Origin of the sequence: Cycloclasticus sp. (assembly GCA_040743155.1) — a bacterium.
In the GTDB taxonomy this organism is placed as follows: Bacteria; Pseudomonadota; Gammaproteobacteria; order Methylococcales; family Cycloclasticaceae; genus Cycloclasticus.
Window position 1 is genome coordinate 1,812,256 of the sequence record JBFLJU010000001.1, and the last position, 20,219, is coordinate 1,832,474.

General features: G+C 43.4%; 18 protein-coding genes and 1 tRNA gene. 4 read left to right on the plus strand and 15 right to left on the minus strand.

The window, feature by feature from the left end; genetic code table 11:
• Positions 1–84: 84 nt before the first annotated feature.
• The 3 genes from AB1Y31_08730 to leuB all read left to right on the plus strand — a co-directional run bounded on the left by AB1Y31_08730 (position 85) and on the right by leuB (position 5,187).
• Positions 85–2,865: a ribonucleoside-diphosphate reductase subunit alpha gene (locus tag AB1Y31_08730; GenBank protein MEW4983253.1), complete on the plus strand. Its 2,781-nt coding sequence runs from the start codon at positions 85–87 to the stop codon at positions 2,863–2,865.
• A gap of 32 nt (positions 2,866–2,897) precedes the next feature.
• A complete protein-coding gene (locus AB1Y31_08735; GenBank protein ID MEW4983254.1) occupies positions 2,898–3,995 on the plus strand; it encodes a ribonucleotide-diphosphate reductase subunit beta in 1,098 nt (365 codons plus the stop codon).
• An 85-nt stretch (positions 3,996–4,080) separates the two neighbouring features.
• A complete protein-coding gene (leuB, locus tag AB1Y31_08740; GenBank protein MEW4983255.1) occupies positions 4,081–5,187 on the plus strand; it encodes a 3-isopropylmalate dehydrogenase in 1,107 nt (368 codons plus the stop codon).
• Positions 5,188–5,335: 148 nt separating this feature from the next.
• On the opposite strand, the gene AB1Y31_08745 is transcribed toward leuB, so the two are convergent.
• From AB1Y31_08745 to leuC, 3 genes are read right to left on the minus strand one after another with little or no spacing between them, the layout of a single operon-like run.
• Positions 5,336–6,862, minus strand: coding sequence for an alpha-isopropylmalate synthase regulatory domain-containing protein (locus tag AB1Y31_08745; GenBank protein MEW4983256.1), 1,527 nt, complete (start codon positions 6,860–6,862; stop codon positions 5,336–5,338).
• A gap of 22 nt (positions 6,863–6,884) precedes the next feature.
• A complete protein-coding gene (gene leuD / locus AB1Y31_08750; GenBank protein ID MEW4983257.1) occupies positions 6,885–7,499 on the minus strand; it encodes a 3-isopropylmalate dehydratase small subunit in 615 nt (204 codons plus the stop codon).
• Between the two features lie 4 nt (positions 7,500–7,503).
• Positions 7,504–8,904 (minus strand): 3-isopropylmalate dehydratase large subunit, encoded by a 1,401-nt coding sequence (gene leuC / locus AB1Y31_08755; GenBank protein ID MEW4983258.1) that lies wholly within the window; start codon positions 8,902–8,904, stop codon positions 7,504–7,506.
• A gap of 378 nt (positions 8,905–9,282) precedes the next feature.
• On the opposite strand from leuC, the gene AB1Y31_08760 reads away from it, so the two are divergent.
• Positions 9,283–10,131 (plus strand): alpha/beta fold hydrolase, encoded by an 849-nt coding sequence (locus AB1Y31_08760; GenBank protein ID MEW4983259.1) that lies wholly within the window; start codon positions 9,283–9,285, stop codon positions 10,129–10,131.
• Between the two features lie 74 nt (positions 10,132–10,205).
• On the opposite strand, the gene AB1Y31_08765 is transcribed toward AB1Y31_08760, so the two are convergent.
• From AB1Y31_08765 to pstB, 12 genes are all read right to left on the minus strand, one after another.
• A tRNA-Thr gene (locus AB1Y31_08765) sits at positions 10,206–10,281 on the minus strand.
• A gap of 44 nt (positions 10,282–10,325) precedes the next feature.
• Entirely contained in the window at positions 10,326–10,964 is a 639-nt protein-coding gene (locus tag AB1Y31_08770; protein MEW4983260.1) for a hypothetical protein, read from the minus strand.
• A 26-nt stretch (positions 10,965–10,990) separates the two neighbouring features.
• Positions 10,991–11,728 (minus strand): type III pantothenate kinase, encoded by a 738-nt coding sequence (locus tag AB1Y31_08775; GenBank protein ID MEW4983261.1) that lies wholly within the window; start codon positions 11,726–11,728, stop codon positions 10,991–10,993.
• Positions 11,729–12,724, minus strand: coding sequence for a bifunctional biotin--[acetyl-CoA-carboxylase] ligase/biotin operon repressor BirA (gene birA, locus AB1Y31_08780; protein MEW4983262.1), 996 nt, complete (start codon positions 12,722–12,724; stop codon positions 11,729–11,731).
• Positions 12,725–12,790: 66 nt separating this feature from the next.
• A complete protein-coding gene (locus AB1Y31_08785) occupies positions 12,791–13,360 on the minus strand; it encodes a PilZ domain-containing protein (GenBank protein MEW4983263.1) in 570 nt (189 codons plus the stop codon).
• On the minus strand, positions 13,357–14,286 hold the full coding sequence (locus AB1Y31_08790) for a MotB family protein (GenBank protein MEW4983264.1): 930 nt from the start codon (positions 14,284–14,286) through the stop codon (positions 13,357–13,359). Before AB1Y31_08790 ends, AB1Y31_08785 begins: the two co-directional genes overlap by 4 nt.
• A 21-nt stretch (positions 14,287–14,307) precedes the next feature.
• On the minus strand, positions 14,308–15,084 hold the full coding sequence (gene pomA, locus AB1Y31_08795) for a flagellar motor protein PomA (GenBank protein ID MEW4983265.1): 777 nt from the start codon (positions 15,082–15,084) through the stop codon (positions 14,308–14,310).
• A gap of 182 nt (positions 15,085–15,266) precedes the next feature.
• The gene (locus tag AB1Y31_08800) at positions 15,267–16,517 is read right to left on the minus strand and encodes an inorganic phosphate transporter (GenBank protein ID MEW4983266.1); all 1,251 of its coding nucleotides are present in this window, start codon (positions 16,515–16,517) and stop codon (positions 15,267–15,269) included.
• A gap of 13 nt (positions 16,518–16,530) precedes the next feature.
• Positions 16,531–17,211 carry a TIGR00153 family protein gene (locus AB1Y31_08805; protein ID MEW4983267.1) on the minus strand — a complete coding sequence of 227 codons (681 nt, stop codon included), beginning with the start codon at positions 17,209–17,211 and terminating at the stop codon, positions 16,531–16,533.
• A gap of 124 nt (positions 17,212–17,335) precedes the next feature.
• On the minus strand, positions 17,336–18,550 hold the full coding sequence (locus AB1Y31_08810) for a putative porin (protein MEW4983268.1): 1,215 nt from the start codon (positions 18,548–18,550) through the stop codon (positions 17,336–17,338).
• Positions 18,551–18,722: 172 nt separating this feature from the next.
• Complete coding sequence (phoU, locus tag AB1Y31_08815) at positions 18,723–19,421, minus strand: phosphate signaling complex protein PhoU (GenBank protein MEW4983269.1); 699 nt, start codon at positions 19,419–19,421, stop codon at positions 18,723–18,725.
• Positions 19,422–19,431: 10 nt separating this feature from the next.
• Positions 19,432–20,217, minus strand: a complete 786-nt coding sequence (pstB, locus tag AB1Y31_08820) for a phosphate ABC transporter ATP-binding protein PstB (protein MEW4983270.1) — start codon at positions 20,215–20,217, stop codon at positions 19,432–19,434.
• Positions 20,218–20,219 lie beyond the last annotated feature (2 nt).

A 20,219-nucleotide genomic window follows, 5' to 3' on the forward strand; every position in this document is an offset into this window, starting at 1 on the left:
TTGTGTAAGTGAGTTGATACTTCCGTATCAGTTCGCCTTCGCTGTTATTGCCCGAGGTTTTAATAACCTAAAGAGGACATAACAATGAGCTTAGCTGCTACCAGCCCTGCCACCGAACACAGCACCACCATGGTCATTCGCCGCAATGGCAAAGCCACCCAGTTTGATAGTAATAAAATTTATATCGCCATCAGTAAAGCTTTTTTAGCGGTTGAAGGCGAACACAGCCAGCAATCCAGCCATATTCACGACATTGCCACGCAATTAACGAAGCAAATTCAACAAGCAACGTTTAGAAATTTATCCGTCAACGACACCATCCATATCGAGCAAATTCAAGACCAAGTTGAACTCGCCCTAATGCGAGCCGACCACCACAAAGTGGCACGTGCTTATGTTCTATACCGTGAAAAACGCTCCAATGAACGCTCCGAACAAGAGCAAGACCAACAAGCGTCACCAGCAATCCAGATAAAAGCTACCGACGGCAGTCTAAGCCCCTATAACAAACAGCAATTAGTGGCCTTGATAGATGAATGCGCAGCTGGGCTTGAAGATATTTCAAGCAGCGCGGTGTTAGAGGCTATTCAAAAAAATCTATTTGATGAAATTCCGCAGCATGCTTTTGAGCAAGCGATAGTCATGGGTGCAAGAGGCTTGATCGACCAACAGCCTGACTACAGCCGCTTAGCCGCGCGTTTGCTTTTAAATAACGCCAGAACTGAGGCGCTCAATTTTACCCAGCAACATAATGCCGCTGTTTTACCATCAGAAATGGCCGCTCTTTACCCTGAGTATTTCGTTAATTACATTAAAAAAGCCATTTCACTAGAGCTGGTCGACGAAGAGCTAGGCCGTTTTGATCTACAAAAACTGGCCAGCGCAATACAGTCAGATCAAGATGCTAACTTTAGCTACCTTGGCCTACAAACCTTGTACGACCGCTACTTCATTCATCATGACGATATTCGTTTTGAGCTACCCCAAGCCTTTTTTATGCGCGTAGCCATGGGCTTGGCGATTAACGAAGTGGAACGTGAAAGCAAGGCCATTGAGTTCTACACATTACTGTCATCTTTCGACTTTATGAGTTCCACCCCAACCTTGTTTAACTCTGGAACTCCTAGGCCACAACTTTCAAGCTGTTACTTAACCACGCTGGGTGATGATTTGGGCGATATTTATTCTGCCCTTAAAGACAACGCACTACTGTCAAAATACGCCGGTGGTTTAGGTAATGACTGGACGCCTGTCAGAGGTTTAGGCGCCGCAATTAAAGGCACCAACGGAAAATCACAAGGGGTTATTCCTTTCTTAAAAGTTGCTAATGACACCGCTGTGGCGGTAAACCAAGGCGGCAAACGCAAAGGCGCTGTGTGTGCTTACTTAGAAACTTGGCATATTGATATTGAACACTTCTTGGAACTGCGCAAAAACACCGGTGATGAACGCCGCCGCACCCACGATATGAACACCGCCAACTGGATTCCCGATTTATTTATGCAACGGGTTATTGAAGAAGCCGATTGGACGCTCTTTTCACCCGAAGAAGTGCCGCACTTACATGACTTAACTGGCAAGGAATTTGAAGCAGCCTACCGAGTCTGTGAAGAAAAATCAGAAAAAGGTGAGATCAAGCTGCATAAAACCATCAGGGCAGTCGAGTTATGGCGAAAAATGCTCGGCATGTTATTTGAAACAGGCCACCCGTGGATCACCTTCAAAGACCCTTGTAACATTCGCTACACCAACCAACATGTTGGGGTTGTGCACAGCTCAAACCTTTGCACAGAAATAACCCTACACACCAATGAAAACGAAATTGCCGTGTGTAACCTTGGATCTATCAACCTGCCTGCGCATATTAAAAATGGCCAACTGGATAAAGACAGTCTAGAAAAAACCATCAATACTGCCATGCGGATGCTCGATAATGTGATTGATTACAATTTTTACAGCGTTCCGCAAGCGCGTAATTCCAACTTAAAACACCGTCCGGTGGGCCTTGGTATTATGGGTTTTCATGACTGCTTGCAACAACTAAACATCGCTTATGCCAGCGAGCAGGCGGTTGAATTTGCCGATACCTCAATGGAGCTGATCAGCTACCTTGCGATAAAAGCGTCGTGCGAATTAGCCAAAGAACGCGGTGCATACCCAACGTTCCAAGGCTCTTTATGGAGCCAAGGCATTTTACCGATTGACTCATTGCAAACACTCGCCGATATCCGTGGCGAATATTTAAACGTAGACCAAAGCCAAACACTTGATTGGGATAGCTTGCGCCAGCAAATCATTCAAAGCGGACTGCGTAACAGTAATTGCCTAGCGATAGCGCCTACCGCCACTATTTCTAATATTTGCGGCATTTCTCAGTCTATCGAACCCACTTATCAAAACATGTACGTTAAATCGAACTTGTCTGGCGAATTTGTGGTGATTAATAACCAGTTGGTTAATGACTTGAAAAAACAAGGACTGTGGGATGAGGTGATGATTAACGACCTTAAATACTACGAAGGTTCAATTCAACAAATTGAACGTGTGCCAGACGAGCTAAAGACTCTCTATGCCACCGCGTTTGAAATTGACTCGCGTTGGTTAGTTGAAGCCGCTAGCCGTCGCCAAAAATGGCTAGACCAATCACAAAGCCTCAATTTGTACATGGCTGAAACATCAGGCCAAAAGCTAGACAGCCTCTACAAACTGGCTTGGGCGCGCGGCTTAAAGTGCACTTATTATCTACGTTCTATGGGCGCAACACATGTAGAGCAAACCTTAACGCCAAGCAGCAATGATGCAACAGAAATTGTTGAGGCCAGTGTTTGCTCCATCCTAGACCCCGATTGCGATGCTTGCCAATAAGCACCCCATTAATAAACCAAACAGGAATTCAGATGCTTAATTGGGACGACCCTTTTTCAAACCAAAAACCGACCGCCAAGATTGTGCAAAAACCTGATGTCATCGTGACTCATTCACAAAATGGCTCCGTAAAACCGATCAATCCAGAAGATAAACGCGTGGTGAATGGTTTTGCGGACATCAATCAACTCGCGCCATTCAAGTACCAATGGGCGTGGAATTATTTCTTAAACGCCAATAAAAATCATTGGACGCCGCTGGATGTGAATATGACCCAAGATATTCACGATTATCATCATAATCTGACCTTGGAAGAACGCCATGTTTATGAAAATGTTCTGGCTTACTTAACCACCTCCGATATTCTCGCAATGCGTAATATTGGCTTAGCCGTGATGGAAAAAATGAGCGCGCCTGAGCTGCAAATATACCAAGCACGGCAGGTGTATGAAGAAGCCATGCACACTTGGACATACCAACATTGCATTGAAACCATCGGACTAGATCAAGGGGAAATTTATAACCGCTACCGCGTGGTTCCGCAAATAAACCGTAAAATTCAATTATGCAGCGAGCGGCTTGGATCGATTATGCGCCCAGATATAGACCTATCCGACCGCGCCGAATTAGAAAACTTCCTGATGTCGTATTTCTTTTTTGCAGCTATTTTTGAAGGCACCTGGTTTTACAATGGCTTTAGCCCCATTTTTGCCCTACAACGCCGTGGTCTAATGAAAGGCACCGCCGAACAACTGCAATACATCATGCGCGATGAAGTAATGCACTGCTCTTTTGGGCTACGGGTGATCAAACAAATAATGCTCGAAGAGAATATAGCGATCGACCCAAAAGCCGCGCAAGAACTGTGGGAAGAAGCAGAAGCGGCAGAAAACGATTATGCCGAGTATCTTTTTGAAAATCCTATTTTGGGTTACAACAAAGAAGACCACATGGAGCAGTTCCGCTTTATTGCCAATCGACGTGCACGTTCATTAGAGATGCCCGAGCCCTTCCCCGGCGCAAAAAACACCTTAACGTGGTTAGATGAACAAGCAAACTTAAGAAAAGAGAAAAACTTCTTTGAAACTCGGGTGACAGAGTATCAAACTGGCGGCGCTCTTAGTTGGTAAGTGTTTATACGCTGTTTGTAGCGAACTTTAGCTTAGTCGCGTAAAATAGCTCGCTTTCTCTCAAATAAAATCAACAGGTAAGTTCATGAAAAATTACAAAATTGCCGTTATGGCAGGGGACGGCATTGGCCCAGAAATTATGCAAGAAGCCGTTAAGGTTCTTAAATTGGTTGAAGAACGCAATGACGTGACGTTTGAATTAATGCCTGCGCTATTTGGCGCGTGTGCTTACTTTGAAACAGGCGATGCATTCCCACAAGAAACAAAAGACATTTGTGACGCAGCTGATGCCATCATTAAAGGCCCTATTGGTTTAAGCCACGAAGAGTCTAAAAAGATTCCTATTGATAAACAGCCTGAACGTGGTGCCTTGTTACCGATGCGTAAACGCTATAACACCTACGCTAACTACCGCCCAGTTTCACTACCTCAAACACTCGCTCACTTCTCGCCGTTAAAGCCTGAAATTATTGGTGACGGCATTGACCTGATCATGATTCGCGAATTAGTTGGCGGCTTATATTTTGGTAAAAAAGAAGTTGGCGTAAACGATCAAGGTCTTCGCTACGTTAAAGAAACGTTGGAATATGACGAAGCGCAAATTCGCCAGATCATGCATCACGCGTTTAAATTGGCTAACAGCCGTAAGAAAGTTTTACATAATATCCACAAAAGCAACGTACTGAAATCGTCTGTACTGTGGAACGAAGTTATGGAAGAAGTGGCTACCGAATACCCAGAGGTTGAGGTGATTAATATCTTAGTCGACGCTGTTGCTACCTTGCTTTGCTTAAAACCAACGCAGTTTGACGTGATGGTAATGGAAAACATGTTTGGCGACATTTTAAGCGACCAAGGCGGCGGAATTTTAGGCTCTTTAGGCCTTATGCCTTCAGCGTGTTTAGGCGACGAAAAAGCTTACTACGAACCTTCTCACGGTTCTGCGCCCGACATTGCTGGCAAGAATATGGCGAATCCTTATTCCATGATTGGCTCTGTCGCGATGATGTTGGAATACAGCTTTGGTATGGTCGATGAAGCGAAAAACGTTTGGGCTGCCATGCAAGGCGTGTTTGCCGATGGTTACTCGACCGCCGATTTATCGAAACCGGGTTCTGGCGTGAATATGATCAGCACGGTTGAATTTGGTGACAAGGTTGTTGAGAAATTAAAAGCAATGCCAAAGGTATAAAGCTGAATTAATCGTATAGCGTTTTATACGATTCAATGCGAAGTGCCCGCAGGGTGAAACTTATGCCCCTTGGGTATAAGTTTCATTACTAATACACATAAAAAAGGCTTACCCAAGGTAAGCCTTTTTTATAATACTTTTTTAAAGTCTAAACTTTTTCGTGCAACTGAATGTTAATCATCCGTAGCGCTGCCAAAATAGAAGCAAACACCTGATTGGCATGCACACCACGCGTTTTACGCATTTTTATGTCATTATCCCAAGTGATAACACATTCCGTTAATGCGTTAGTATGCCCGCCTTTAGGAATACGCACTTCATAATCTGCTAACTCAGGCAACACCGCATCATACTCAGAAAGAACCTTATTAACGGCGTCTATAAAGGCATCAAACCCGCCGTTACCCGACCCTGATGACTCATGATCTTTGCCTTTTATATTGACCTTAATATTGGCGACTGACGACTGATCTAACCGACTTGTAACCGAACAGTCGAGCAGTTTAATGTGCTTATAGCTCTCACTTTCCAATACATCAGCGATAATAAACGGCAAGTCTTCGGTGGTGATGGTTTGCTTAGAGTCTCCTAAGCGGACGATGCGTTCGAGTACTTTCTTTTGATTTTCATCTGATAACGTAATACCCAATCGCTCTAAATTTTTACTTAGCGATGCTTTGCCACTCATTTTACCGAGCGCGTAACTGCGTATTCTTGAGAAACGTTCAGGGCTGAGTTTGCTTTCGTACAAACCGCCTTTTTTATCGCCATCGGCATGAATGCCCGCCGTTTGGGTAAACACATCTTCTCCAATAATAGGCGCATTGGCTGACACCCATTTACCGGAAAAATTTTCCACCATATTACTCAAACGAACAATATTACTTTCATCAATCGCTAATTTCATACCCATCTTATCGCGTAACACAACGGTCACTTCCGACACCGATGCATTACCCGCGCGCTCGCCCAAGCAGTTAACTGTACAGTGAATTGCGCTCACGCCGGCACGAACTGCGGCCATTATATTGGCTGTTCCTAAGCCATAATCGTTATGCGGGTGGAAATCGAATTGCACCTCTGGGTAGCGTTCACACATGTCACTCAACGCTGAGAACACTTCATCTGGCGACATAACACCCAAGGTATCAGGCAACATAAAATGTTCTATGCCAGAGTCTTTAATGCTGTCCATAAAGGCAAACACATAGTCTGGGCTATCGGCATAACCATTCGACCAGTCTTCAAGGTACACATTAACCTTCAAGCCTTGCTCTAAAGCGTAATTGATCGTGTTAAGCACTTGCTCAACATGCTGTTCAAGCGTTTTACCTAGCTGTTCCCGGCAATGTTTTTCACTGCCCTTAGTCAACAGGTTAATCACTTTACCGTTAGCGGCAACAATCCAATCCACACTGCGCTTATGATCGGCAAAACCCAGCACTTCAACGGCATCGCCTAATCCTTCAGACTGCGCCCATTCGTTGATATTACGAACGGCCTCTTGCTCTCCCTCAGAAACACAGGCAGAAGCAACTTCTACACGATCAACGCGCAGAGATTCAAGCAGGGCTTTAGCAATACTGACTTTTTCGGCAGGCGAAAACGACACACCCTGCGTTTGCTCACCATCACGCAAGGTGGTATCCATTATTTGGATATATCGAGAATCCATCGTGTTAGCTTTCAAAAAGGCCTTATGCCCAGAGCCAAGGAAAGCGTTGTTTGTGCTGCTCTTCGTAGGTACCAATTTTAGCTTCGTGCTTCAAAGTTAAACCAATATCATCAAGCCCTTTTATCATATTCTCTTTACGGAAGGGATCAATTTCAAAGTCAAAACCATTACCCGCAGGTGTTGTCACTTTTTGGTTTTCAAGATCAACAGAAAAACTAACGCCTTCGTTCGCATTAATTTCTTCCATTAATGCATTTAACTGCGCTTCGTTCACTTTAATAGCCAAAATGCCATTTTTAAAACAGTTGTTATAAAAAATATCAGCATAACTGGTTGAAATTATTGTGTTAAAACCATAATCGGCAATCGCCCACGGCGCATGCTCACGCGATGAACCACAACCAAAGTTATCACCCGCCACAAGAACTTTTGCGCCTTTAAAAGCTGGCTTGTTTAATTCAAAGTCTGGATTATCGGTTACGCCATCATCGTTGTAGCGCCAATCGTGAAACAAGTGCACACCAAAACCGGTACGTTCAACTTTTTTCAAAAACTGTTTAGGAATAATTTGATCGGTATCAACGTTGTTTCTATTCATCAACGCCGCGATGCTTTCGTGTGTTTTATATTGTTCCATAGTCTTAACCTAATTTACTGATGTCAACGAAATGACCCGCTGCCGCTGCCGCCGCTGCCATTGCAGGAGACACCAAATGCGTGCGACCGCCTTTACCTTGACGCCCTTCGAAGTTACGGTTTGATGTTGATGCGCAACGTTGGCCGTCTTTAAGCTCATCGCCATTCATTGCTAAACACATGGAACAGCCCGGTTCGCGCCATTCCCAACCCGCGTCTTTAAAGATTTTATCCAAACCTTCTTTTTCTGCCTGAATTTTCACGTGAAAAGAACCCGGTACGGCAATCGCTGTTACACCACTAGCCACTTGCGTGCCTTTTGCCATTTCGGCAGCATCACGGAAATCTTCAATACGGCCATTGGTACAAGAACCAATAAACACGTAATCGATATTGATATCCGTTATTTTTGTATTCGCTTCAAGGTCCATATAGGCTAAGGCACCTTCACACGCAAGGCTTTTACCTTTGTTATCAAAACTTGCTGGAGCAGGCACAACGCCGTTAACACCAACCACTTGCTCAGGTGACGTACCCCAAGTTACTTGTGGTGCAATATCGCCTGCCTCTAACGTAATAACAGCATCATATTCAGCACCTTCGTCGGTTACTAATGATTTCCAGTACGTTAATGCTTGATCCCAATGCTCTTCTTTAGGTGCAAATTCTTTGCCCGCCAAGAAATCAAAGGTCTTTTGATCTGGTGCCACCATACCGGCACGCGCACCCGCTTCAATCGCCATATTACAGACTGTCATACGGCCTTCCATTGAAAGCGCCTCAATTGCCTCGCCTGCATACTCAAATACATAGCCTGTGCCACCCGCTGTTCCGGTTACACCAACAATCGCCAAGGCAATGTCTTTAGCCGTACAGTGTTTAGACAATTTGCCGTTCACTTGTACCAGCATTGTTTTTGATTTTTGTTGCGGCAATGTTTGTGTTGCCATCACGTGTTCTACTTCTGACGTGCCTATACCAAATGCCAACGCACCAAATGCACCGTGTGTCGCTGTATGGCTATCGCCACAAACAACTACCATGCCTGGGTGTACAAAACCGTGTTCTGGCACAACCACGTGAATAACGCCGTTATCTGGGCTTTCCATGTCATACAGGTTTAAACCGTTTTCTGCACAGTTGTCCGCCATTGTTTCAATTTGTTTTTTAGCAATAGGGTCAGCAATAGGAAGATCACGATCTTTCGTCGGCACACAATGGTCCATGGTGGCCAAAATACTGTGGGGATTCCGCACTTTTCTCTTCGACATGCGCAAACCTTCAAACGCTTGCGGGCTAGTCACCTCGTGCATTAAGTGTCTATCAACATATAACAAAGGGGCCTGTCCTGGTTCTTGGTGAACAAAGTGACTTTCCCAGATTTTTTCGTACATTGTTTTTTTCATAATTCTTTCCAAAGCTAGCTCTTCGTCTACTTTGACAATTCAAAGAAGAGAAATGATCGGCACTATGCCGAATGAACCGTGTATTTTCGCTAATTTAACCAAATTTTGCAATTGACTTCGCACGAATAACATCGTAACTCGGGTTAATGATGCATATTTTCTTTAACTGGCCGTAATTTATGTACACCGGTTTGAACATTAGAAAAATTTATTGTGCGCTTCATGACCTTGCGCAAACAAATCAGTCCTCCGCTTCTAATGGAATTTATTTTTAAACATTAGTACAATCTAATTCATCGCTCAGTGATATTCTTCTTGCTGCTAGCTTCTATTGCTTAGTGGCATTATTCAATACAGATCTAAACAATAAGGAAACACATGGCTACTCTCACCGAACAAAACACCAGTAAATACGTCAAGATTAAAAATTTGGATCTGAACCTCCATTACAATGAGGCTGGCAACGGAAAAGAAACCGTTATTATGCTGCATGGCGGTGGTCCAGGCGCAGCGGGTTGGAGTAACTTCTCGCGCAATATTGACGCATTCTCAGAAAAATATCGCACTATTTTATTAGACTGCCCTGGCTTTAATAAATCTGACACCATCATCACTGGTGATGCACGCGATGTCTTGAATGCTCGTGCGATAAAAGGCTTGATGGACGAACTTAACATCGAGAAAGCCCACTTAGTAGGCAACTCCATGGGTGGCGCAAGCGCACTTAGTTTTTCACTCGAATTTGCAGACCGCTTAGACAAAATGGTCCTTATGGGCGCTGGTGGTGGCGGACAAAGCATGTTTTCACCCATGCCCTTAGAAGGCATAAAATTACTGGTTACCCTTTACCAAAACCCATCATTAGAAGCGCTCAAGAAAATGATTGAAGTTTTCGTTTATGACCCGTCTCTTATGAGTGATGAGCTCATTGAAAGTCGCTTTGAAAACATGATGAGAAAACCAGAACATCTAGAAAATTTCATGAAAAGTTTTGCAAAATCAAAGCTTATTGTCACTGATTTCACGCCAAACCTTAGCAAGATTGGAGCAGAAACATTCATTATATGGGGTCGTGATGATCGCTTCTGCCCACTCGACCATGGACTCAAGTTTTTATGGGGCATTCCCAGTGCTGACTTACATATTCTTAGCCAATGCGGACATTGGGCTCAGTGGGAACATGCAGAAAAGTTCAACACACTAACTCTAGACTTTTTAGCCCGTTAGAACCTTTAATTAGAGTTCACCTCGCGAATAATAAAAAAGGCCTTAGATCATGATCTAAGGCCTTTTTTATAACATGGAGCTGGTGAGAGGATTCGAACCACCGACCGGCTGATTACAAATCAGCTGCTCTACCGACTGAGCTACACCAGCGTCAGGGCCGGTATTCTAATGCATATAAAAATTTCGGGCAATGCTTAACAGCTAATTTTACGTATACTATTTTTCTTGTTCACCGGAACGCTCCTTAGATAGTGCTGAATTAGCTCTATTCCACCCTTAGTTTCCACCTTAATGCTATAGCGATATTTTTCCCGACGAATAATCTCCGCTTCAACTTCCTTTTTTCTTAGCTCACCTAGTCTTTTATTGGCTCTATCAATTGTTATAAATAGACCCAGAGAAACCGTTCCCATGTAAGTACCATTAGGAACTAACCAGAAATCTGTCACCCCTTTGGCTTGTAGTTGCTCCACATTAAGCAAAGACTGGTTCCAATCTTCATCCGCAGGATACACAACCCAAAACTCTTCGAGCACTGTAGATGGGACGATTGACACCACGCCCTCTAAACCATTTAAGACTGCTGCTGACTCGCTAGCCTTATTTTCATTATCAAAATCTCCAATCAAAAAGCACTCTTTATCCAGCTCGACTTTCTTTACTTCTGGTTCCTGGTTTGAATATGCTTGCCCTGCAATCAGCTGAGCCGCGTCTTCTTTTGAAATAGCCAGCAGCTTCTCAAGCTTACTTGCGTTATACAACGGTGCTTGCTGTTTCACCAATAGCGTTTCTTTACTGGCGGTCATTCCCCAAAAGAAATAAACGATATTCACAAACACTAGCAAGAAGAAGAGCCTTTTCATTGCGACTGTTTAACGATCAATTTCAGACCCTGCAACACGAGGTCCCCTTCTAACTCCACCGAAACAACCAAGCCATCAAGTAAGTCGTTCGCGTGACCACCGGTTAAAACAACGGTGACTTTTTGTTGATATTTGGATTCAATCTCGACCACTTTTCCTCGTACAAAGGCCTGTAACATTTGTTCAATACCAAAGCTCACTGCTTCTTTTGTATTCTTCCCTAACTGACCCTGCTTCGCCGTATCGTCAAGCTGTATTTTCTGCGTATTGTCGAGCAAGCTTTTTGTCATTAACGCAGCACCGGGAACAATAAAGCCACCCAAATGTTCGCCATTTCCTAACAAAAAATCCATCGTTAACGCTGTACCACTATCCACCACACATAGCATCCCAGGATATTTATTGTGCGCAGCAATCATGGCTAACCAACGGTCCACACCCAACCGTTCTGGCTCTTTATACGCATTAACCACACCGCAAACTTCACGCGTACTTTCAATAAACACGGGTAAAGGCTGACTATATTTTTTAGCCCACACTGTCAAATCACGACAGAAGTTATCAGAGCCCACGCTTGAAACATAAATACCAGATAGCCTCTGTGTCGCCAGCGTATTCCATTCATCCTCTAATAGTCTTTCGTTGCTAACAACACCCTCTCCCACTAAAGAAGTTTTCTCAACAAGCTGCCATTTGAGCGCTGTATTACCCTTATCTATAAATAACTGAAGCATTTATTGATCACTTAGTCGCAAACTAACTTCGCCAGATATAATTTTTTTCACTTGACCATCAGCCTTTAATAAAAGCAGTTCTCCGGTGCTTGAAATACCTTTAGCAAGCCCTTCTTCATATTGCCCACCCGATATGATTTTAACCTTCTTATCTCGATAACAATCATAGCTGTTCCACTGCTCAACATGCGGCACCAAACCACCCTCTTCGTACCCTTCCAGCACGCTTAAGACGTTATCAATTAGTCTCCCAGCTAGTTCATTTCGTCCCATCGTCCCAGCATAAGCTTTATGCACATCAACCCATGGTTGGTCTATCTCAGTGGACGATTGAAAGCTCATGCGGTAATTAAGCCCTATACCAATAATCGCTGTATACCCACCTTGGCTTTCCCCTTGAATCTCTACCAATACCCCACCTAGCTTTTCACCTTGCCATAAAATATCGTTTGGCCATTTCAAGCCGTGATTTTCCATACCAAGTTCTTTAAGCGCATGACAGACAGCCAGCCCACAGGCCAAACTTAATCCCGATAAAGCCGATATTCCACCCTTAAAGTTCCATAAAAAAGAGACGTATAAGTTCTGCCCATAAGGTGAAACCCACGCTTTACCTAACCGACCTCGCCCCATTGTTTGCATTTCGGCCATACAAATCGAACCATTAGGCAGTGACTCAAGGCTATGTCGTTGAGCGATATATTGGTTAGTTGATGTACACACATCTAATACGTCTAATTGCTCAACAAAGTGCCGTCTCTCTACAGATAGACTCGAGATAATACGCTGCTTATCAAGCAGTTCTATGGGTAACTTTAGGCGCGTGCCTTTGCCTTTAACTGCGTGAAATTCGAAGCCGGCAGCTTCCAGTGTTTTAAGGTAATTCCAAATGGATGCACGGCTAACATTGAGCTCATTAGCTAATTGCTGGCCGGAAAAAAACTGGCCATCGGCCATCCGTTTTATGATTGTTTTATGTGCTGTTAATAGTTCCATAGAAAAAGCATAACAGCTTCAAACAAATGGCTGAAGGAAGGTATCTAAAAAATACGGTAATAGAGGCTAATCTTTTTGCTCACGAATATCATTCATCTGCTTTTTAACCACATGACGAATCAACAGATCCCTATCATCGTCACTCAATTGGTTGTATTCAACAGCCACTCGAAACTGCTTACCTTCAGGTTTGCAGGAAACAACGCTTGAAAAAGTTTTAATGCTGGCTAAAGACGGTGTAAGGATGAATTTTATTTCAAGATAATCGCCGACCTTTAACGCCTCTTCAACTGTAAACGAAACCCCCGAGCCACTGAGGTTAACAGGCTGCGTAGTCTTCACAAACAACTCGTCGCTGCCCATCATCAAGTGATGTGCTAATAAATTAATCTTAGCCTCTATAAAAGAAAAATAACGCGCCACTTCTTGCGACTCTTTTTCCACATGGCGGAAATGTATTCGAGACACTTCGTTCATTTTTTCCAATTCATTCGCCAGAGAGACAGGCGCTCTTTCAGCAGTCGTCAACCCACTGCTGTTACTCAGCCCGTTATCAGGAACCAGACGATAGCTTAAAGCGACCTCATCATTTATCCTAAAAAACCGCCTACGTTCTTGCCCTTCTTCTTGGCTCATTGTTGTCTCACCACTTCTAAAATTGGGTCATTTAAATCTTGCGGCATTTCGCCCTGAATTAAAATAATTTCTACACGCCGATTCATCGCTCTATTTTCCGGTGTCTCATTATCGGTTAACGGCACGGTATCGGCGTGCCCTTCAATAACCATCCTAGTTTCATCTACCGTGCCATCGTTCAGCAGCGTTTGAGCAACCGTAACGGCACGCGCCGCTGATAACTCCCAATTTGACCGATACAAGCCTGCCTTAATTGGAATATTATCCGTGTGTCCAGCAACGGTTACAGTGCCTACACTACCATTTACAACCGCCGTTATTTTATCCATGATGGGTAAGAAATCAGGGTTAAACTCAGCGCTACCTGAAGGAAAAGAACCGTTCTCGTGTATCCTAATTATCACCCGAGCAAGATCCGTTTCAACACTGACCATGTTCTGCTCAATCTCCTCGACCATAAACTCTTTTACTTCTTCGGCTAAGTCCTTCGCATCATTGATTTTCTGTTCTGTCGCTTCAACATACTCGGTCACAATTTGCGCTTTTGCTTCTATTTCTTGCTGCTTTTTAGCTTGCTCTTGTTTACTTTCTTCTGATTCCTGCTCAGAATCTTTACCTAAAAACTCCCTTTCTGAATCGGTTGTTTGCTGCCGAACCTCATCTAAAATTGTTGGATCACCCGCTGCTGGGCTAAAGTGCTGCGCCACTACAGTTGTACCCTTCACAATTTCATAGGCGATCACTTGTCGTTGTACACCAAACGCATCATTTAACGATTCAGCCATCTTCTTAAAACGGTTAGCATCCATCGTTGCCATGGATAGTAGCAAGACGAAAAAGCACATCAACAAAGACATTAAATCTGCAAATGTTCCCATCCATGCAGGCAGTCCTTCAACGCACTTCGGACAATTGTCATCATTCATTGTTACACCCCTACTGGGTCATTACCCTTCAGCTGCTTCAGGCTCACCCACCGAAGATCGTTTGTTTTCTGGCAAGTACGTCTTGAGCAAGGTTTCTAAAACACGCGGATTCATACCCTCTTGAATACTTTGAACTGTCTCTAAAATCAGTGTTTTATTAAGTCGTTCGTTATTACAAATACTGGCTAGTTTTGCAGACATTGGCAACGCAAACGCATTCGCAATTACCGCACCGTACAGCGTTGTCAATAACGCCACCGCCATCGCAGGGCCAATCGCCGCTGGATCAGCCATATTCGCTAACATTTGCACCAAACCCACGAGTGTTCCGATCATACCCATTGCCGGCGCCATGTCGCCTACCGCCTTCCACATCGTTTGACCTACTTCGTGGCGACCAATAGCCAAATCCATATCTCGGCCCAATAATTTTTGCACCATCACCGTATCATGTCCATCGACACAAAGACTCAAGCCTCGCTTAAGGAATTCATTGTCTACTTCTTGATCCTCTAAGGCCAACAAGCCGTTTTTCCGTGCGATATCAGATAACTCCACTGCTTTTTCAATCAATGCCACTGGGTCATCATTTTTATTCATAAAGGCTTTAATCGCTACTTTAAACGAGCTCAAAAACTCAGCAATCGAGAGTTGCATCAATGTCACCATAAATGTACCCACAATAACGATTAAGATTGATGGCACATCAACAAACATCATCACGTCACCACCTGTTGCGATAGCGGCAATAATGATGCCCAAGCCGCCCACAAAACCTATTATTGTTGCAAAATCCAATGTATTTCCCTTATTCAGATTCTAATTGTCGCCGATTAAATAATCGGCAATGTATTCCTTAAACTTTAGCAGATAAAACAATTTTTTAAAGTGAAGCCTTCAAAATTTAGAGCTTGTTAGTTAACAACCACCAAGCCTAGTCATAATAAACCGCTACAGTTAATAACTCCTACAGCAAGGCCTTATGAAAAGGCACTTTTAAGTATGTAGAAGAAAATAATCGCCAGCACGCCACCAATTGGTAACGTAACAATCCACGACATAAAAATACCCCGTACGACGCTAAGGTTTAATGCAGACATGCCTCTGGCCATACCGACACCTAATACGGCGCCAACTAATGTATGTGTCGTTGATATTGGCAAACCAATACCTGACGCCAATACAACAGTCGTTGCTGCAGACACTTCACAACAAAACCCACGACTTGGAGTTAATTCTGTGATTTTAGTTCCTACGGTTTCAATAACTTTTCGACCATACATTGCAAGGCCCAGTACGATGCCTACACCACCGACAAATAAAATCCAGATCGGCAACGCCGATTTTTGAGACAGCTCACCTGATTCAACAATACTAGCAACGGCAGCTAAAGGACCAATCGCATTGGCCACATCATTCGACCCGTGTGCGAACGCCATCGCGCACGCCGTCAACAACATTAACATACTGAATATTTTTTCGACATTCGTGTAATGAAAGTTGATGTCGTCTGACGCTTCAAACTTCAAGCGGTTGATTAAGAACTTACCCAATAGCATCAGCAACACACCAATACCTATAGAAATGTAGACCGCTTCCATGCCTTTTACGTCTAGACCAATATGCTTTAACCCCTTCACCATCGTCACCATGGAAAGAATAAAGCCCACAAAGAAAATGTACATCGGCACGTATTTCTTAGCATTCTCTAATGGGTTTTCTGTTTCTAAAATTAATTTTTGTACACTTCTAAAAATAAAGAATGCCAACACAGCCGCCAATAATGGTGAAGTGACCCAGCTTATGACAATCGTACCGACTTTGCCCCATTGAACGGCATCCATACCAATTCCAACAATGGCAAACCCAATAATTGAACCCACAATGGAATGGGTTGTTGATACCGGCCAGCCTTTATGCGACGCAATTAACAACCAAGTGCCAGCCGCCAGCAAAGCCGCCAGCATCCCTAACACCAATATTTCCGGTGTCGCGCCGAGGTCGCTCACATCAATAATGCCTTTACGAATTGTTGAGGTGACTTGACCACCCGCCAAAATCGCACCTGCAAACTCAAAAATAGCGGCAATAATAATCGCCTGTTTAATCGTTATTGCTTTTGAACCCACTGAGGTCGCCATCGCATTCGCCACGTCATTCGCGCCGATACCCCACGCCATGAACAAACCAAAAACCACCGCCAGTACTAAATAAGTCGTCCCGTAATCCATCTTAGAAACTCCTTTATTTAGATAACATTAATTGAAAACGACGTCCCACACGCTCGGCATCATCAGCAATCTCAGCGATAGATTCGATAATGCGATACATAAACATCACATCAACGGCATATAAGTCTTGTTCAACAGAAAACAAATCAGCACGCAGGTCAACTTGAATTCGGTCCGTAACGGATTCTAAGTTATCAAGCTCTATTAACAATTCTTCAACCACGCGAACGGCATGGCCTCTAAAGCCTGTTTCAACCAATTCGTCTAATTCATTAACAACTTTCAATGCTTGATGGCAAGTATCCACCGTGGCTTTCACCAGCTCGATCACGCGTCGACTTGCCGGCTCTGGAAACTGAAGTTTACGCCCAACTATAATACCTGCAATGTCTCTAGCACGATTAGCTAAAAGGTCTTGCACACGTAACGCGCCCAGTAAATCTTGTCGCTCAATGGGCATAAAAAGATTGGTGGGTAATTGCTCACGTAACATATGCTTTTTATCATCGGCCTTTTGTTCTAGCGCGGCGATTTCGTGATAAACCAGTTCAACAGCAGCGGTGTCGCCATTGGCCATGTTTTCAAACAATTGAATCAGTTTGCCCACACACTCATCAACCAGTTTCATATGTGCTTGCAGTGGTGCAACTGGGGATGCTCCGAATAAACCGGACAGATAATTTTTAGATGCCATACTCGTTAAACCTTTATCGTTAATTGCGCGCAATGTAAGAGTTGCTAATTATATCAGTTAGCGATAGGTATAAAAAAGCCCTGACATCACGTCAGGGCTAAAACAAGCTTCTATTATTACGTTTTTAGAACTTAGCTTTTAAGTCAATTTGCCACGTATCAACATCGCCTTTACCTTTACTGGTTAAATTACCCATTTCAGTATCAAGGTACGTTGTTGCTACGCTGAAGTTTTTATTAATTTCATAAGATAATTTCCAGCGGCTACCTTCTGAATCGCTATAACCATCTGCAAAATCAGAATCATTAAACGCTGCAAACACCGAGTTCAACTCAACTTCACGGTAATCATAACTGGCTTTCCAATTACCCATTTTTGTACCAACACCTAATAACCACGCTGTATCTTCACTTTTATTCACGCCATTAGCATCGTTATTGACTACGTAGTGACCGTACAACTTGATAGGTAAACCCAACTTTAGTTCTGTTTGAGCAAAAACCTCTGTTAATTGATATTCAGTTGAATCGTTGCCTTTAGCCTTCGATAGAGCATCTAGGTCTAGTGGATTATTATCACCTTCAGAAAAGTCATAAACACTCACACCCAACATGCTTTTTGCGCCCGCCACGTTAAATTTAGCCGCTAATTGTGCAAAGTTAATACTTTCGTCTTCTGAACTACTTGAGCCATTGTCATCCAATGTTAAATAACCCGCTGAAGCAATCATTTTTGCGCTACCCAATTTTGTTGTATAACGAGCCGCCACACCTTCAGGGTTTAAATCACCATCCCATACCATGCCACCGCTAACTTGCTGCCAAGGCTGTTTAAATTTACCGCCAATTAACTCTAAGCCTTCCAACGCTGTCCAGTTAATATAGGCTAAATCAATACCAACATCATCTTTTTGAAAGTAGTCTTCTGTTGTTTCATTTGTTGATGTCGCCGTGTTATTTTTACCTGAAGATATACGAATACCTGCTTTTACATTTTCAGTTACATCAGCATATACTCCAATACGCGCACGGTAACGTGTACGGCCTTTTGTGCTGATATCATTTGATGTGCTGCGGTTTTCGTTACGAATACGCAAGTCACCTTTCACTTTGATTTTTCCTGCCCATGCCATTTTTTTAAGCAGCTCATCAGACGGTCTATTATTTTTATTCATCATGTTTGACATAGATAGCTCTGTGTACTGATCTTCAGTAATAGCGCCATTGGCTTTTAAGATATCCAATAATTCTTTATCTGCTGAAAAAGCAGCAGGTGCAAGTGCAATTGAAGCACCTAATACGGCGGCCTTAACGGCAATTGATAATGTTGATTGTTTCATTTTATATCCCTAGTTTTTAAATTTGAGTCATTCTTTAACACGGGAGAATCTTAGATCGACTAGATGACAGCCAGATGACAAGCCGGTGACAATTGTTGTTTTTTTGCAGCCTAACAACAAAAAGCCCGCTGCTCAGCGGGCTTTTTAAAAAGATTAACTAGGCTAAGCGCTATTACAGCTGCGCCTTTAAATCCTTCATTTTTATGTGTCGCACATCCTTTCCCTTAACCAGATAAATAACGTACTCACAAATATTACAAGACCGATCACCAATTCGCTCTAACGATCTTGAAGACCATAAAAGATCGATAGCCACGGGGATTTTTCTTGGGTCTTCCATCATATAGGTGATTTGCTGGCGAACTAGACTCTCATAATCCTTATCCACTTTTCGATCCAAGCCAATCACTTCAAGCGCTTCGTCTACATCTTTACGAGCAAACGCATCCAGGCTCCTATTGAGCATATCTTTAACACGAATCGCCATTTGCTCAATTCTCTCAAACTGCTCGGGCAAAGCTCCTTGCTTAGCAACATCAACCGCCTGCCTGGCAATCCTTTTTGCTTCATCGCCCATTCTTTCCAGGTCATTGGTGGTCTTGATAATGGTCATGATCAGACGTAAATCTGTCGCTGTCGGCTGGCGCATAACAATAATGCGATTACACATTTCATCAATGTCCACATCAAATGCATTCACCTTCACATCATCTGCTATCACCGATTTTGCCAGTACTTCATCGCTTGTTAATAACGCTTTAACGGCTCGGTCAATTTGCTCAAGCACCAAACCACCCATGCTCAAAACACCGCTCATTACTGCATCGACTTCTTCATCAAATTTATGTGAAATATGTTGACCTGTGCTCATTATTTTCTCCTTAGCCGAATCGGCCACTAATGTAGTCTTCCGTTTGCTTTTGTGATGGCTTCATAAAAATCGTATCCGTTTGATCGTATTCAACCATTTCACCCAGATACATAAAACCGGTGTAGTCCGAAATACGCGCCGCTTGTTGCATATTATGGGTCACGATACAAATACTGTATTTTTCCCGTAGTACCGAAATCATTTCTTCAATCGCTAAGGTTGAAATAGGATCTAGCGCACTGGTTGGTTCATCAAACAAAATAACTTCTGGTTTTAAGGCTATTGCACGCGCAATACACAACCGTTGTTGCTGACCGCCACTGAGGCCACGCGCATCATGACCCAACCGATCCTTTGCCTCATCCCAAAGCGCCGCGTCACGCAAAGACTGTTCTACTATTTCCTGAATATCTATTCTTTTTTTAACGCCTGAGAGTCTTAAACCGTACGCAATATTTTCAAAAATTGTCATTGGGAACGGTGTCGGCTTTTGGAAAATCATACCCACACGCTGGCGTAAACGAATCATTTCCGCTTCTTTTTTAATGGCTAATATATTCGTGTAGCCATTCTCATCGGAGTCCAACAAATTTATAACACCTTCATAGCGGTGGCCCGGATACAAATCATGAATGCGATTCATACCGCGTAATAATGTCGACTTGCCGCAACCACTTGGGCCAATCAGCGCTGTTACTTTATTTTTTTCAATCGGTAACGAAATACTCTTTAGTGACGGCTCGCTCGCACCACTGTAAGTAAAAGTTAAGTCTTGAACTTCCATCATGTTCTTCATTA